Below are 15,596 nucleotides of genomic sequence, written 5' to 3' on the forward strand. Positions count from 1 at the left end.
CGCCGACTCATGGCGTAACCGACGAAGCGATGCCGGCCGTATCAGGCGGGTACTGCGGGTGCCGCGGGGGGACCGGCGGGCTCGGCCACGATCTTGAGGCCGGCCGGGGTGTTCGCGAGCTGCACGAGCTCTTCGAGCCATGCGCGGTTGAGCGCCGGGTCCTTCTTCACCTCGAAGTCGAACTGCACCGGGATCGCCGGGTGCAGCCATACCGAGCTGTGGCCGCCGCCGTGCGTCGACGAGTAGTCCCAGGAGAAGGTGAAGCTCTCGCCGCGACGCAGTTTGGCGAGGATGACGACCTGCAGGTGAGCGAGCACCCTGTCATCGAACTCGACGGTGATAGACGGGGTGCCATAGATGAATTTGCCCACGGTGGTCCTCACGGGGTGGTGTTGCGGTCAGAGGCGAGCAAGCGCCGGCCGGCTCACTCCATGTCAGGAATCATCGCTCTCGTCGAGCACCCTGTCAATTTCGGCGCTCGCGGCGTTGAAGTCGTCTCCGGCTTCGTCGGAGCCTTCGGTGGGAACGACCGCGACCATCACGTCGTCTGCTACCGGCAGTTCCGGTGCGGGAAAACGCGCACCTTCGTCGGTGTCGGGGTACGCGTCCGCCACATCGATCTGAGCCGCGGCACTCAGCGTGATGGTGTGGGTGCCGACCGTCCCGTCGGCCTCGAGCACGGGGATATCCACGCTGATGCTGTGCGACGACGGGGAGGCGCTCGAGACGTAGTCGAGCAGCGACGCGGCGACGGCGTCGCCGGTGACGAGCGTGCCGCTCGCGAGGGTGATGCTTTTCATACCTCAGACAATAGCGGTGTCCGGCTCGACCACGGCGTCAGGTTCGACCGCCGCTGGCGGGCGCTGCACGAGCTCGACGACGGCGATCGCGAGGAGGGCGACGAACAGCGTCCAGAGCACGAGCGAGGGCGACAGGGGTCGCACGAACAGCACGACGAGCGAGGCGATCACGGCGATCGCCGAACGCACCAGCACGCGTTGGCGGTAGATCCACTCCCCCACGCGGCCGGTCGTGACCCGGCGTTCCTCAGCGAATCCGCGCACCTCCGCGGCAGCGGACCGGGCGACGCCGCGCAGCCTCCTCGGCGTCTCGAACGGTCCGGCGAACCAGCCGACGACGGCCACGACGATGGCGAGCGTGAGCACGGCGACAGCCGTTCCGCGCATGCCGTCGACGACCGTCTGGAACAGCACGTCGGACACGTTGACCGGCACCCCCGACGAACCGGCGGCTGTCGCGAAGACGGCCTGTCCCACGGCGAGCAGCACCGCGAGAACCGCCATCGACAGGGCGAGGGCCACGGCCGCGGCGATCAGCGCGACGGCGCGGCGACGGGCGACGAGCACGCCGAGCACGAGCAGACCGATGGCCACCCAGGGCAGCCAGATGCCGGCGCCCACCGCGACGCCGTAGCCGACCTGCGCGGCCGGGATAGCGTCGGACTGCGCCACGACGATGGTGCGGTCGACGGTCGGGATCCGGTTCGCGAACTCGATGCCGCGGTCGAGCAGTGCCTTCTTGGCCGCCTCGACGATCGGGCCGAGCTGCACGCCGACCTCGCCGTTCGCGCCGACGGAGATCGCGGCGTCGGGGTCGTTCTGCATGGTGGCGACGAGCTGGGTGTGCGACACCCGAAGCGCCGTCGCCCAGACGTCGGCGAATGCGTCAGAAGCCACGAACGCCTCGACCTGCGACTCGATGAGCGACTGCAGGCCGGATGCCGCCGGGCCTTTGAGCGTCTCGAGCGCGGTCGCGGCCCGCGGCGGGACGCCGAGCGCGATGACGCCGTCGAAGACGTCGGAGGTGAGCTGCGCGACATCGATGTTCTCGTTGATCACAGCGACGGTCTGATCGGCGACGTACGCCTGCACGGCGGGGTCGTCGGCGAGCGGGGCGAAGCTCGCCACGAACCTGTCGGTGTCGGTGAGGTCGGCCTTCACCCAGGTGGCGATCACCGCGACGGGGGCGAGCAGGGCGCCGAGGGTGATGAGGACCGTCGCGAGCAGGGTCCATGCCCACGAGCGCTTCGCACGATAGGCGACCGGGGCCGGATCGTCCGGCGGCTCGACGACCGCACCCGACCGCAACGCCTCGTTCTCCGCCTCGAGTTCGGCGATCCGCCGCTCGAGCTCTGTGCTAGTCATGCGCGCCACAGGTCCACCCGCCTTTCCGGCACCAGCAGACACCGCTGGCGGCACCTCGGACACCACCCACGCCGGGTGAGCTCCCTCCCATGGGCGACGAGCGTGACCTCCGTCGTCGACTAACGTAAAGACGGCCCGCGGCGTGCGGGATGCACCCAGCGCCCCGGAGTGAAACAGTTGCGAATCGTAGTTATCGGCGACGTCGGAGTTATCGACGACATGGTCCACGTCGGCGACGAGGCCATGTTCGACGAGATGGTCTTCCAGCTGCGCAAGCGCGGCGTCGAACACATCACCGGGATCTCGTCCAACCCCGCGGAGACCCGTGAGCGCTACGGCATCGACGCCGTGGCGGGCATCGGGTTCCGCACCCAGACGACTCGCGCCGAACAGCAGGACCGCATGGATCGCGTCGTGCGCACCGCCGCGGGCCAGACCGGGCTGCTCGCCGCCGACGACTCGGCCATCGCCGTGATCGAGGCGATCCGCACGAGCGACGGCGTCGCCGTCTCCGGCGGCGGCAACATGGCGTCGACGTGGCCGTCGCACATCTTCGAGCGCGGCACCATCGGCGAGGTCGCCCGCCTGCTCGGCAAGCCGCTCGTCGTCTCGGGGCAGACCATCGGCCCGCACCTCGACGACCCCGACCGCGCGCTCGTCACCGCCCTGCTGTCGTCGGCCCGGCTCGTCGGGCTGCGCGAGAAGCCGTCGCACGCCCTGTCCCTCGAACTCGGAGTGCCGGCGGCGCTGCTCACCCAGACCGTCGACGACGCGAGCTTCCTCAGCGAGCAGACGCCGGCGCCGACCACCGCGGTCGCGCCGTACTGCCTCGTCTCGCTCTCGACCCATGTCGGCAGCGAGAACCGCGAGGAGTTTCAGCAGGCGGTCGCCGACCTGCTCGACCACGTGGTCGCCACCACCGGCCTCGACGTGCGCTTCTACGCGCACTTCGCCTCGCTCGACCCCGCCAAGTCGCGCGGCGACACGGTGATGCACGACGCCGTCAGGGCGCGGATGTCGTCGGCACGCGACACGGCCGCCGACGGCGGGTCGCCGCGGGTTGCGACCATCGACGAGGGCGACTCGGTCGCCGCCGCGCAGCTCGCCCGGGGTGCGGCTCTCGTGGTGTCGAGCCGCTACCACCCCGCCGTGTTCGCGGTGTCGGGCGGCGTGCCCACCGTCGGCATATCCGTCGACGACTACACGACGACGAAGCTCACCGGCGCACTGGGCAACTTCGGCCAGCACGGCCTGGTGAGCGCCGCGCAGCTGGTGGCCGGCGGGGCGCCGGCCGTGGCATCCGCGGTCTGGAGCTCCCGCGACGAGATCCGCGACCGGGGGCTGGCGATCGCGGAGACCAACCGCGCCGCCTCGCGCCTCTGGTGGGACCGGGTGGCGGGTGTGTTCGGCGCCTGAGCCCCGGCGCGTGGGCGGACTAGCGCGACTCGTTGAACTTCTTGAGCAGCCGGGCGAAGGCCTCGATGTCGGCCGCGTCCCACGAGGCCAGGATGCGCTCGTAGTCACTCTTCAGCTCGGTGCGAAACTCGTCGAGCCGCTCGTTCGCCTTGTCGCTCGCGACGACGAGGCTCGCGCGCCCGTCTTCCGGGTCGGGCCGGGCCTCGATGAGCCCGCTGTCGCGCAGCGTCGTGAGCTGGCGGCTGACCGCGCTCTTGTCCATCGAGAGCGCGGTCGCGATGTCGCCCGCGCGGATCGGCTCGTTCGCCATCACGTAGCGCAGCACAAGGTAGCCGGCGGTCTGCATGTCGGGGTCGAGGTGCTCGACGAGGCGCTTCACGCGCGCCTTGCTCGCGCGGTAGAGCACGGCGACGCCCTGCTCGATCTCGAGGGCGTGGGCGTCGCGGGCCTCCGCCGACTCCGGGGAGTCAGGCACGGGGACCGGCGTCCTCGTCCCGGGTGACCACAGGCACCGGGCGGGTGAGGGTCGTGGGCACGATCGCCTCGCCGCCGGCGACGTTCAGCTCGATCTCCGCCTCGGTCTCGGCGAGCTGCTCGATGCCGGTCTTGGTGCCGAGCTCGGCCTTGGGCAGGAAGATGATCGCGAGCAGGGTCATGAACGCGAGCGGCGCCGCGATGAGGAAGATCTCGCCGATGCCCTGCCCGTAGGCGCCCTCGACGAGTTCGCGCACGGGTTTCGACAGTTCGTTCACGTTCGGAATGGTACCCGTCGCGAGGGCCTTGAGCTCGCTCGCTGGTGCGTCGATCGCGCCGATGCCCTCGCCCACGATGGTCGAGACGCGCGAGGCGAGCACGGCGCCGAGCACCGAGACGCCGAGCGTGCCGCCGAGGCTGCGGAAGAACGCGACCGCGGAGCTGGCCGCACCGAGCTGACGCACGTCGACCGAGTTCTGCACGACGAGCACGAGGTTCTGCATGACCATGCCGAGCCCCAGGCCCATCAGGGCGAGGTAAATCGACACGTAGACGATGTCGGTGTCGAGACGGATGGTCGACATCATCGCGAGTCCCACGGTGAGCAGGCTCGCCCCGAGCACCATCCAGCGCTTCCACTTGCCGGTGCGGCTGATGACGACGCCGATGAGAGTGGATGCCACGAGGGAGCCGATCACCTGCGGGAGGCTGAGCAGTCCCGACTGGGTGGGGTTGGCGCCACGGCTGAGCTGCCAGTACTGGCTGAGGAAGACCGACGAGCTGAACAGGGCGACGCCCACCGTGAGGCTCGCGACGACCACGAGGGTGAAGGTGCGGTCCTTGAACAGCGCCATCGGCAGGATGGGCTCCTTGACGTTGAGCTCGACGATCACGGCGGCGACGAGCAGCAGCACGGAGCCGACCGCCATGCCCCACGAGATCAGGGAGTTCCACTCGAATTGGTTGCCCGCGAGCGACACCCAGATGAGCAGCAGCGACACCCCGGCGGCGATGAGCAGCGCGCCCGCGTAGTCGATCGACACGACGCGCGCCGGCCGCTTGGGCAGGCGCAGGGTGCGCTGGATCAGGATGAGGCCCACGATGGCGAACGGCACCGCGACGTAGAAGTTCCAGCGCCACCCGATCGAGTCGGTGATGACGCCGCCGAGCAGCGGGCCGCCCGCTGTGCCGACCGCGATGACCGCGCCGAGCAGTCCGACGTAGCGTCCGCGCTCACGCGGGCTGATGATGTCGGAGATGATCACCTGCACGAGCGAGAGCAGCCCGCCGGCGCCGAGCCCCTGGATGACGCGGAACACTATGAGCGTGTCGGTGTTCTCCGAGAGGCCGGCGAGAGCCGAGCCGACGACGAAGATGACGAGCGACACCTGCACCAGCATCTTGCGGTTGAACAGGTCGGCGAACTTGCCCCAGATGGGCGTGCTCACGGTGGTGGCGAGCAGCGTGGAGACCACGACCCAGGTGTAGGCGGTCTGGTCGCCCTCCAGGTCGGAGATGATCTTCGGCAGCGACGTCGAGACGACGGTCGAGGCGAGCACCGCGACGAACAGGCCCATGAGCAGCCCGGAGAGCGATTCGAGCACCTGGCGATGGGTCATCGCGGGCGCGGTTGTGGTCTGTGACATGTCTTCCCCATTCATGACGATGGCCCCCACGCGAATGCTCAGCGATGAGGGCCACAATCAGTTGATCTAAGTCAACTATACGACATGGTTGAGATATGTCAACTAGTTTCGTGGGCGCCGGTCAGCGCCACCAGGTGTCGGTGGGGCCGACCGGCGGGCGGCGCTTGTGCTCCGTCGACGCGTACCGCGCGGTCAGCGTCGACGCCACATCGGCGTGCACCTCCTTGCCCTCGAGGAAGTCGTCGATGTCGGAGTAGGCGATCCCGAGGTTGTTCTCGTCGGTCTGACCCGGGTTGTCGTCGAGGAGGTCGGCCGTCGGCTGCTTCAGGTACAGCCGCTCTGGGGCGTCGAGCGCCTGCAGCATGGCGCGGCCCTGCCGCTTGGTCAGCCCGGAGAGCGGGAGAACGTCGGCCCCGCCGTCGCCGAACTTCGTGAAGAAACCCGTCACCGCCTCGGCGGCATGGTCGGTGCCCACGACCAGCAGCCCGTGGTCGCCGGCGATCGCGTACTGCGCGACCATGCGCATCCGCGCCTTGGTGTTGCCCTTGGTGAAGTCGGAGATACGGGTGCCGACAGCGTCGGCGTACTCGGCCGCGACGCCGTCGACGCCGCGTCGGATGTCGAACGTGATCACGCGGGTGGGGCGGATGAACCGGACCGCGAGCTGCGCGTCGTCTTCATCGGCCTGCACGGCGTACGGCAGGCGCACGGCGACGAACTCCACGGTGAGGCCCTCGCCTGCGAGGCGCTCGACCGCGAGCTGGCTCAGCCTGCCGGCGAGCGACGAGTCCTGGCCGCCGCTGATGCCGAGCACCAGACCACGGGCGCCCGTCTCGCGCAGGTAGTCGCAGAGGAACGCGATTCGGCGTTCGATCTCCTCCCCCGCGTCGATCCGGGGGGAGACGGACAGTTCGCTGATGATCCGGGTTTGCTCTTCGCGCATGTCCCTACGCTACGGCCTCGGTGACGGATGCGTGCGACCCGCCGGCCGCGCGCTCCGCACAGGCCTACTGAGCCGGGACGGGAGTCGGCGTGGGTGTCGAGGTCGACTTCTCGTTGAAGTTCGTGTTCTCGGCCTGGATGACGAACGACGAGAACGCCTTGGCGTCGTCGAGCGCGCCGGTGTACTTCAGTCCGTTGACGATGACGGTCGGCGTACCGGCGATCTTCTCCACGTTGCTGTTGGCGATCGGGCCGGTCTGCGCGCGCGACCGTGCGTCCTCGACCCACTTCTTGAACTTCTGGTCCTCGATGCAGTCGGCGACGATCCGGGGGCTCGACACCTTCGCCTCGGCGGTCAGCGCGATGAGCTCATCGTCGGTGAGTCCGGCCGAGCCCTCCTTCGGCTGGTTGGCGAAGAGGATGTTGTGGAAGTCGTAGTACTGGTCGGGCGACGTGTCGGCGACGCACGCGGCGGCGTTCGCGGCACGGGTGGCGTACTTGGTTCCCTGCGAGAGACGGTCGAGGATCGCCATCGGGAAGATCTCCACGGTCGCGGCGCCGCTCTCGATCCAGGTGGTGAGCTGGTCTTCGTTGGCCTTCTCGAAGTCGCCGCAGACGGGGCAGAAGTAGTCGACGTACATCTGGATGCTGATGACGCCGGACTCTTCGTCGCGCTCGTTCGGCACCGGGTCGGCACCCGCCTTGAGGCCGGCCGTCGGGGTGGCGGTGAAGTCCTGGCCGATGAGGATGCCGTCGCTGAGCATGTTGCGCGGTCCGGGTCCGGGGGTCTTGACGGAGTTCACGATGACCAGTGCGACCACTGCGAGGATGGCGAGCGAGGCGATGATGACGCTGCCCTGCAGAACCACCTTGCTGCGGCGGTCCTTCTTGCGCTGTGATTCGCGCAGCTGCTTGGCTTTTTCGCGCGCGGCCTCGCGTCGCTCGTTCTTACTCTGGCGGTCGCCGCCAGATGTGCCGTACGTCATGAAACCTCGCAGAAGGACAAGATGTTTTGTGAGAAGAGTTGGGCCCCGATGCATCCAGAAGGCTACGGGGCTTTTCGATCTTAGGAGCGCATTCTGGGAATCGCCCAAACGACCGCTGTACGCACGTTAGTGCCATAATGACTGTGGCGACCTCTAGTCGCTGTCCATTCACTCGGATCGTCCGGCACGTACCTGCCGGTGAAGGAGCATTAATAGTCATGGCATCAGTCACTTTCGACAAGGCAACCCGCCTCTACCCGGGTTCCACCCGCCCCGCAGTCGACGCCCTCGACCTCTCGGTCGCAGACGGCGAATTCCTCGTACTCGTCGGGCCCTCCGGTTGTGGAAAGTCCACCTCCCTCCGCATGCTCGCCGGCCTCGAAGAGGTCAACGACGGCAACATCCTCATCGGCGACCGCAACGTCACCGACGTTCCGCCGAAGGACCGCGACATCGCCATGGTCTTCCAGAACTACGCGCTGTACCCCCACATGACCGTCGCCGAGAACATGGGCTTCGCGCTCAAGATCGCCGGCATCGGCAAGGACGAGCGCGCCACTCGCGTTCTCGAGGCAGCCAAGCTGCTCGACCTCGAGCCCTATCTCGGCCGCAAGCCGAAGGCGCTCTCCGGTGGACAGCGTCAGCGCGTCGCCATGGGCCGCGCGATCGTGCGCCAGCCGCAGGTGTTCCTCATGGACGAGCCGCTGTCGAACCTCGACGCCAAGCTGCGCGTGCAGACCCGTACGCAGATCGCGTCGCTGCAGCGTCGCCTCGGCGTCACCACGGTCTACGTGACCCACGACCAGACCGAGGCGCTCACCATGGGCGACCGCATCGCGGTTCTCAAGGACGGCGTGCTCCAGCAGGTCGGAACCCCCCGCGACCTGTACGAGCAGCCGCAGAACGTGTTCGTCGCAGGCTTCATCGGCTCGCCCGCCATGAACCTCTTCGACGCAGACGTCGTCGACGGTGGACTCAAGTTCGGTACCGCCATCGCCGCTGTCGACCGCGACACCCTCGGTGAGGCTACCGCCAAGAAGGTCACGATCGGTATTCGCCCCGAGGACATCCGTGTCTCGCCGACCGGCGAGGGCCTCCCCGTCGATGTCGACCTCGTCGAGGAGCTCGGCGCCGACGGCTACCTCTACGGCCACACCGAGATCGACGGCAACCGCGTCGACATCGTGGCTCGCGTCGACGGCCGTTCGCACCCGAACGCCGGCGACAAGGTCTTCGTTCTCCCGGAGCCCAACCACGTGCACGTGTTCAACACCGAGTCCGGCCTGCGCCTCAGCAAGAAGGCCGTCGTAGCAAGCTAGTCTCACCCATTCGCGGTTCGAGCTTGTCGAGATCCACTGACGAACGTCGGCAGATTTCGGCAAGCTCGACCGCGTTAAGGCCAAGGTAGGAAAATCATGAGCGGCTCATTGAACATCACGGCGGCAACGGTCGATCCCGGCCTGCTCGACCTGCCGTGGAATCTCCCCCTGGAGGTCTGGCCCGACGAGAACATCGCGGCACTGCCCAAGGGCATCTCGCGGCACCTCGTGCGGTTCGTGCACCTCAGCGGGTACGTCGTCGCCATCAAGGAGACCTCGGCCGAGCTGGCCCGCAAGGAGTACGACATGCTGCGCACCCTGCAGCGTCTCGACATCCCGTGCGTCGACCCCGTCGGTGTCATCACCAACCGCACCACCGGCCGCGACGAGCCGCTCGAATCGGCGCTCGTCACCCGCCACCTCAAGTTCTCGCTGCCGTACCGCGCGCTGTTCTCGCAGACGCTGCGTCCAGACACCGCCACACGCCTGGTCGACGCGCTCGCCGTGCTTCTCGTGCGGCTGCACGTGGTCGGCTTCTTCTGGGGCGATGTGTCGCTGTCGAACACCCTCTTCCGCCGCGACGCCGGCGCCTTCGCCGCCTACCTCGTCGACGCCGAGACCGGCCAGCTCTACGACGGCCTCTCCAACGGGCAGCGCGAGAACGACCTCGAGATCGCCCGCGTGAACATCGCAGGCGAGCTCTTCGACCTGCAGGCAGGCGGCAAGATGGCCGAGGAGGTCGACCCGATCGCGATCAGCGAGGGAATCGTCGCCCAGTACCGCACGCTGTGGAAGGAGCTCACCGGCTCCGAGCAGTTCGACTCCTCGGAGCGCTGGAGGATCAACGAGCGCGTGCAGCGTCTCAACGACCTCGGGTTCGACATCGAAGAGCTCGCTATCAAGACGGACGACACGGGAACGAAGGTGCGCATCCAGCCCAAGGTCGTCGACGCCGGCCACCACTCGCGTCGCCTGCTGCGTCTGACCGGGCTCGACGCCCAGGAGAACCAGGCGCGCCGCCTGCTCAACGATCTCGACTCGTACAGCGCCGCGTTCGGAAAGAAGAACCTCGACGAGGAGGCGATCGCCCACGAGTGGGCAGCCCGCGTCTTCGAGCCGGTCATCCGCGCCATCCCGAAGGAGCTCAAGGGACGGCTCGAGCCCGCGGAGGTCTTCCACCAGCTGCTCGACCACCGCTGGTACATGTCGCAGAACGAGGCCCGCGACGTGCCGCTCGCCGAGGCCGTGTCGAGCTATGTCGACAACGTGCTGCGCCACCGCCGCGACGAGGCCACGATCATCGACCCGCCGACGGGCACCATCACCGTGCCGGTCGAGGTCGTCGAGGACGACTGGCGCTCGACGGTCTGAACCGCGGCGGTCGCTGAGCTCGTCGAAGCGCCGCCCGCTCGCAACGGAGCGACAACGCACGAGACCCCGCCGACCTGGGTCGACGGGGTCTCGGCGAAAAGCGCTACTTCTTCTTCGCGGCCGCGCGCAGGCGGCTGACCTCGTAGAGCGCCACGGACGCGGCGATGCCGGCGTTCAGCGACTCGGTCGAGGCGTTGATCGGGATCGACACGATGGCGTCGCAGTTGTCGGTGACGAGGCGGGAGAGACCCTTGCCCTCGCTGCCGATCACGAGCAGCACGGGCTCCTTCGCGAGCGCGAGGTCGGGCAGCGAGACGTCGCCGTCTCCTGCCAGGCCGAGCACGAACACGCCGCGCTCCTTGTAGGCCTTGATCGTGGCGTTGAGGTTGGTGGCCATCGCGACGGGCGTGCGGGCGGCGGCGCCGGCGGAGGTCTTCCACGCGGAGGCGGTGAGCCCGACCGAGCGACGCTGCGGCAGGATCACGCCGTGACCGCCGAACGCGGCGACCGAGCGGATGATCGCGCCGAGGTTACGCGGATCGGTGATGCCGTCGAGCGCGACGAGCAGCGGCACGCGTCCCGACTTCTCGATCTTCTCGAGCAGCTCCATCGGGTGCGCGTACTCGTACGGCGGCACCTTGAGGGCGAGGCCCTGGTGCACCGAGTCGAAACCGGCGAGGCGGTCGAGCTCGGGTCGCATGACCTCGAGAATCGGGATGCCGCGGGTCGTCGCGATCTTGACGACCTCCTTCACACGGTCGTCGTATTCGATGCGCGTCGCCATGTAGAGGGTGGTGGCGGGGATGTTCGCCCGCAGTGCCTCGAGAACGGAGTTGCGGCCGGTCACGACCTCGGTCTCGTCGCTCGACTTGGCGCGACGCTGCTGCTGCTGGGGGCGCTGCTCGGCGCCGGGCGCCTCCTTGCCGCGCGAGGGCTTGCGTCCGCCGGCGGCCTCGAAACGGTCGTTCGCCGCTTTGCGCTTGCCCGCGGGGTGGTACGGGCGGTCGACGGCCTTGGGCGTCGGCTTCTTGCCCTCGAGGGCCTGGCGGCCCTGGCCGCCTGAGCCGACCTGCTTGCCCGAACTGGTCTTGCGTACGGCGCCTGCGCGCGACTTGTTACCTGGGTTTTTCACGACTCAATACTCCAATGGGGGCCTGACGGGGTGTCCTCGATAGAGATGCCCGCGGCCACTAGTTCATCACGGATGCGATCAGCTGCGCTGAAATCACGGGTTTCCCGTGCAATCTGTCGGTCGGCGATGAGCCGTTCGACGAGGGATGTGAGGGCGCGCTCGGCCGGGGCCGAACTCGCCGTCGCCCACTGCGGGGCGTCGGGGTTGATGCCGAGCACTTCGGCCATGGCCAGCACCTCGGCGCGGAGGGTGGCGACGAGGGCGAGGTCCTCTGCGTCGAGGGCCGCGTTGCCCGCGCGCACCCGGTCGTGCAGAACGGCGAGCGCCTGCGGAACGGCGAGGTCGTCGTCCATCGCTTCGGCGAACTCCTCGGGCACGACGGGCAGCCCGGTCGCGGCGAAGCGGGTGTTGGCGATGCGGCGCAGCGACCGGTCGAGGAAGACCTCGATGCGCTCGAGCGCGGCTTCGGCCTCGACGAGCGCGCCGTCGTGGTAGTCGATCGTCGAGCGGTAGTGCGCTGCGCCGAGGTAATAACGCACGACCAGCGGGCGGGCGAGCTCGAGAAACTCGGAGGCGTAGATCGAGTTGCCGAGCGACTTCGACATCTTCTGCCCGTTGACGTTCACCAGGCCGTTGTGCACCCAGTAGTTCGCGAAGGCGTCGCCCGCCGCGGTCGACTGGGCGAGCTCGTTCTCGTGGTGCGGGAAGCGCAGGTCGAGGCCGCCGCCGTGGATGTCGAAGTTCGCCCCGAGATACCGCGAGCTCATGGCCGAGCACTCGATGTGCCAGCCGGGGCGTCCGGCGCCCCACGGCGATTCCCATGCGGCGGATGCCGGCTCGGTGCTCTTGTGGCCCTTCCAGAGAGCGAAGTCCTGCGGTGCGCGCTTTCCACGCGGGTCGGCGTCGCCGGCGGCGACCATGTCGCGAGGGTTCTGGTTGGTGAGCTCGCCGTACGCGGGCCACGATGCGGTGTCGAAGTAGACGTCGCCGGAGCCGTCGCCGGCCGGGTAGGCGTGGCCGTTGTCGATGAGTCGCTGCACGATGGACTGCATCTGCGTGATGCTCGCCGTCGCCCTCGGCTCGTAGGTCGGGGGCAGGATGCCGAGCTGGTTGTAGCCGTCGGTGAACTCGAGCTCGTAGCGGTAGGCGAGGGCCCACCACTGTTCGCCGTCGGCGTCGGTGGTGGACGCGTTCGCCAGGATCTTGTCGTCGATGTCGGTGACATTGCGCACGAGGGTGACGTCGAACCCGCGGTAGCCGAGCCAGCGGCGCCACAGGTCGTAGACGAGCGCCGACCGTAGGTGCCCGATGTGCGGCGACGACTGCACGGTGGGACCACAGACGTAGAGACCGACCTGACCGGCCACGATGGGCACGAAGTCAGTGGTTTCTTGGCGTTTGGAGTCGTAGAGGCGCACAGTCACGCGCGCCAGTTTATCGTCGCAGTAGGGCGGTGGCGATCGCCGTCACTCCCTCGCCGCGGCCGGTGAATCCGAGTCCGTCGGTGGTGGTCGCCGAAACGCTCACCGGGGAGCCGACGAGCGCGCTCATCCGATCCTCCATGAGGGTGCGTCGCGGGGCGATCTTGGGGCGGTTGCCGACGATCTGCACGGCCACATTCTCGATAGAGAACCCCGCCTCTGTGACGAGTCGCACGGTCGCGCAGACGAAGACGTCGCCGTGCGCCCCCGCGTAGCGCGGGTCGGAGGTGCCGAAGTTGCCGCCGATGTCTCCGAGCCCGGCCGCCGACAGCAGGGCGTCGCACACCGCGTGCGCGACGGCGTCGCCGTCGCTGTGCCCGGCGAGGCCCTCTTCGTCTGGCCAGTGCAGTCCGCCGAGCCAGAGCGGCTGCGCGGCGTCGAAGCCGTGCACGTCGATGCCGATGCCGGTGCGCAGCGTCGCCGTCGGCGCCGCCTCGCCCAGGATCGACTCGGCGCGTCGCAGGTCCCACTGGGTGGTGATCTTGAACGCGAGCGGGTCTCCGTCGACCACGGTCACGGGCAGTCCGGCGGCGGCGAAGACCGCCGCGTCGTCGGTGTAGTCCTCGGCGGCTCGGGCGTAGGCGTCGATCAGTGCGGCGCGCGGGAACCCCTGCGGCGTCTGCACCGCGACGAGCTGCGACCGGTCGACGGTGCGCTCGACGGCGCCCGTCCAGTCGAGCTGCTTGATCGTGTCGGCGACGGCCAGGCCCGGGATGATTCCTCCGCCGGTCGAGCGCACGGCGGAGATGACCGCCTCGAACTGGCTCGCCGGCGTGAACGAGCGGGCGGAGTCGTGCACGAGCACGACGTCGACGGTGGGCTCGAGCACCGCGAGGCCCGCCTCGACGGACTGCTGCCGGGTGTCTCCCCCGGCGACTACCGTCACGTGGTCGGCGGCGGCGCCCGCGATGCGCAGCGCCAGGGCACGCGCGTCATCGAGCCGCGCGGCGGGCGCGACGACGATCACCTGCGCAGCATCCGCAAGTGAGAACACACGAGTGAGTGCGTGTTCGAGAATGGTCTGGCCGCCGATGGAGACGAGGGCTTTGGGCTCTGGCTCGCCGAGCCGCGTTCCGCTCCCCGCGGCAACCACGATGATTGCGACGGTGGAGCCGGTCACGGGCGCGATTTAGCTCGCCACGCTGTCGGAGGAGAGAACCTGGTCGAGCATGGTCGATGCCTTTTCTTCGTCGGTCTTCTCGGCCAGGGCGAGCTCCGAGACGAGGATCTGCCTAGCCTTGGCGAGCATGCTCTTCTCGCCTGCGGAGAGACCGCGGTCCTGGTCGCGGCGCCAGAGGTCGCGCACGACTTCGGCGACCTTGATGACGTCGCCGGACGCGAGCTTCTCGAGGTTCGCCTTGTAGCGGCGGGACCAGTTGGTGGGCTCTTCGGTGAACGGGGCACGAAGCACCTCGAAGACGCGGTCAACGCCTTCCCGGCCGATCACGTCGCGAACTCCGACGAGGTCGACATTCTCGGCTGGGACTTCGATGACCAGATCTCCTTGGGCAACCCGCAAAGTGAGGTAGAGCTTTTCTTCGCCCTTGATGATTCTCGACTTCACTTCGGTGATGGTTGCTGCGCCGTGGTGGGGATAAACGACTGTCTCGCCGACCTCAAACAACATGGAGTTTTGGTCCTTTCCAGAGCATCGAGTTTACCACGGCGAACTCTAAGTAAGGCTTGCCTAACACCGCGGGAGGCCTCTGGCTGGCTAAACTGAAGCTCCAGCAGGTCTGCGCGGTTCGCCGCTCGATTCTGGCCAATATCTTCTCTGTACTGGAGGGTCCAGTGATTGCTCGCCGTGCGGCATCCGCCATTCTCATCGGTGGTCTGCTCCTTGCAACGACCGGTTGCTCGCTCTTCTCCGAGAAGGCGACGCTGATCGAGTACGCGCCCAGCGACGGCGTCGAGGCGGACCTCGGATCGATCGAGCTGCGCAACGTGCTCGCGATCTCGGACGACGGCGTCGACCTCAACCTCGTGCTGACCGCAGTGAACACCAGCGACAACGGCATCTTCGTGAACTTCCAGTTCAACGACGGAGACGGCGAAGAGCAGCTGTACGTCGCGGGCAACTCGTCGAAGTCGATCGGGCAGCCCGACGAGGAGTCGGTGATCCTGGCCGACGCGAACACCCAGGTCGGCGGACGCTTCCCGGTCTACGCCCAGTACGGCGATGTTCCCGGCACGCAGATGCTCGTCCCGGTCTTCGACGGCAGCCTCGGCGAGTACTCGACCCTGGTGCCGGTGGCACCCACTTCCACCAGCATCCCCGAGTAGCGGCGGCACCGGCCGCCCGGCCCCGCCACGCGTTGGCCCGGTTCACGGGCACCGGCCGCCCGGCCCCGCCATGCGTTGGCCCGGTTCACGGGCACCGGCCGCCCGGCCCCGCCATGCGTTGGCCCGGTTCACGGGCACCGGCCGCCGAGAGTGCACTTCTGCCCCGGATTCGGGCGCAAAACGGGCAACACCTGCACTCTCGCGGAACGCCACGTGCCTGAGCGCACACCGCCCGAGCCGCAGACCTCGCTGGGTGGCCAGTTCGGCACGGATGCGCGCCGAAGCAGCAGCCACAAGTGGCCAGCCAGGTCTCACGGTCGTTGCCGCGGCCGGCCGCGGCGGACGCGGCGGGCAGGCGCGGCGGGCAGGCGCGGCGGGCAG

General features: G+C 68.4%; 15 protein-coding genes. 4 read left to right on the forward strand and 11 right to left on the reverse strand.

Annotated elements, in window-relative coordinates:
* Positions 1-41: 41 nt before the first annotated feature.
* The 3 genes from ABIE21_RS10570 to ABIE21_RS10580 form a co-directional block, all read right to left on the reverse strand.
* The gene (locus tag ABIE21_RS10570; RefSeq protein ID WP_354024783.1) at positions 42-371 is read right to left on the reverse strand and encodes a DUF7882 family protein; all 330 of its coding nucleotides are present in this window, start codon (positions 369-371) and stop codon (positions 42-44) included.
* A 63-nt stretch (positions 372-434) separates the two neighbouring features.
* Positions 435-800 carry a hypothetical protein gene (locus ABIE21_RS10575; RefSeq protein WP_354024784.1) on the reverse strand — a complete coding sequence of 122 codons (366 nt, stop codon included), beginning with the start codon at positions 798-800 and terminating at the stop codon, positions 435-437.
* Between the two features lie 3 nt (positions 801-803).
* Entirely contained in the window at positions 804-2,165 is a 1,362-nt protein-coding gene (locus ABIE21_RS10580) for a hypothetical protein (RefSeq protein ID WP_354024785.1), read from the reverse strand.
* A gap of 177 nt (positions 2,166-2,342) precedes the next feature.
* Here ABIE21_RS10580 and ABIE21_RS10585 point away from each other — a divergent pair, with 177 nt between their 5' ends.
* Positions 2,343-3,581, forward strand: a complete 1,239-nt coding sequence (locus ABIE21_RS10585; RefSeq protein WP_354024786.1) for a polysaccharide pyruvyl transferase family protein — start codon at positions 2,343-2,345, stop codon at positions 3,579-3,581.
* A 19-nt stretch (positions 3,582-3,600) separates the two neighbouring features.
* Here ABIE21_RS10585 and ABIE21_RS10590 read toward each other — a convergent pair whose 3' ends face one another.
* From ABIE21_RS10590 to ABIE21_RS10605, 4 genes are all read right to left on the reverse strand, one after another.
* Positions 3,601-4,056, reverse strand: coding sequence for a MarR family winged helix-turn-helix transcriptional regulator (locus tag ABIE21_RS10590; RefSeq protein WP_354024787.1), 456 nt, complete (start codon positions 4,054-4,056; stop codon positions 3,601-3,603).
* Positions 4,049-5,701 (reverse strand): MDR family MFS transporter, encoded by a 1,653-nt coding sequence (locus ABIE21_RS10595; RefSeq protein ID WP_354024788.1) that lies wholly within the window; start codon positions 5,699-5,701, stop codon positions 4,049-4,051. Before ABIE21_RS10595 ends, ABIE21_RS10590 begins: the two co-directional genes overlap by 8 nt.
* 121 nt (positions 5,702-5,822) lie before the next feature.
* Complete coding sequence (gene nadE / locus ABIE21_RS10600) at positions 5,823-6,644, reverse strand: ammonia-dependent NAD(+) synthetase (protein ID WP_354024789.1); 822 nt, start codon at positions 6,642-6,644, stop codon at positions 5,823-5,825.
* Between the two features lie 64 nt (positions 6,645-6,708).
* Positions 6,709-7,629, reverse strand: a complete 921-nt coding sequence (locus ABIE21_RS10605) for a DsbA family protein (RefSeq protein WP_354024790.1) — start codon at positions 7,627-7,629, stop codon at positions 6,709-6,711.
* 218 nt (positions 7,630-7,847) lie between these two features.
* Between ABIE21_RS10605 and ABIE21_RS10610 the strand changes: the two genes are divergently transcribed.
* Positions 7,848-8,948, forward strand: a complete 1,101-nt coding sequence (locus tag ABIE21_RS10610) for an ABC transporter ATP-binding protein (RefSeq protein WP_354024791.1) — start codon at positions 7,848-7,850, stop codon at positions 8,946-8,948.
* Between the two features lie 96 nt (positions 8,949-9,044).
* Positions 9,045-10,319 carry a DUF4032 domain-containing protein gene (locus tag ABIE21_RS10615; RefSeq protein ID WP_354024792.1) on the forward strand — a complete coding sequence of 425 codons (1,275 nt, stop codon included), beginning with the start codon at positions 9,045-9,047 and terminating at the stop codon, positions 10,317-10,319.
* A 103-nt stretch (positions 10,320-10,422) separates the two neighbouring features.
* On the opposite strand, the gene rlmB is transcribed toward ABIE21_RS10615, so the two are convergent.
* Genes rlmB through ABIE21_RS10635 form a run of 4 tightly spaced genes read right to left on the reverse strand, consistent with a single transcriptional unit; the run spans position 10,423 to position 14,559 of the window.
* Positions 10,423-11,451, reverse strand: a complete 1,029-nt coding sequence (rlmB, locus tag ABIE21_RS10620; protein WP_354024793.1) for a 23S rRNA (guanosine(2251)-2'-O)-methyltransferase RlmB — start codon at positions 11,449-11,451, stop codon at positions 10,423-10,425.
* Positions 11,448-12,875: a cysteine--tRNA ligase gene (gene cysS, locus ABIE21_RS10625; RefSeq protein ID WP_354024794.1), complete on the reverse strand. Its 1,428-nt coding sequence runs from the start codon at positions 12,873-12,875 to the stop codon at positions 11,448-11,450. The genes rlmB and cysS overlap by 4 nt, the downstream gene beginning before the upstream one ends.
* Positions 12,876-12,885: 10 nt before the next feature.
* Positions 12,886-14,061 (reverse strand): 2-C-methyl-D-erythritol 4-phosphate cytidylyltransferase, encoded by a 1,176-nt coding sequence (gene ispD / locus ABIE21_RS10630; protein ID WP_436232336.1) that lies wholly within the window; start codon positions 14,059-14,061, stop codon positions 12,886-12,888.
* On the reverse strand, positions 14,062-14,559 hold the full coding sequence (locus ABIE21_RS10635; protein ID WP_354024796.1) for a CarD family transcriptional regulator: 498 nt from the start codon (positions 14,557-14,559) through the stop codon (positions 14,062-14,064).
* Between the two features lie 164 nt (positions 14,560-14,723).
* On the opposite strand from ABIE21_RS10635, the gene ABIE21_RS10640 reads away from it, so the two are divergent.
* Complete coding sequence (locus ABIE21_RS10640; RefSeq protein ID WP_354024797.1) at positions 14,724-15,215, forward strand: hypothetical protein; 492 nt, start codon at positions 14,724-14,726, stop codon at positions 15,213-15,215.
* The last annotated feature ends 381 nt before the right edge of the window (positions 15,216-15,596 follow it).

The organism is Conyzicola nivalis (genome assembly GCF_040548875.1).
Lineage (GTDB): Bacteria > Actinomycetota > Actinomycetes > Actinomycetales > Microbacteriaceae > Conyzicola > Conyzicola nivalis_A.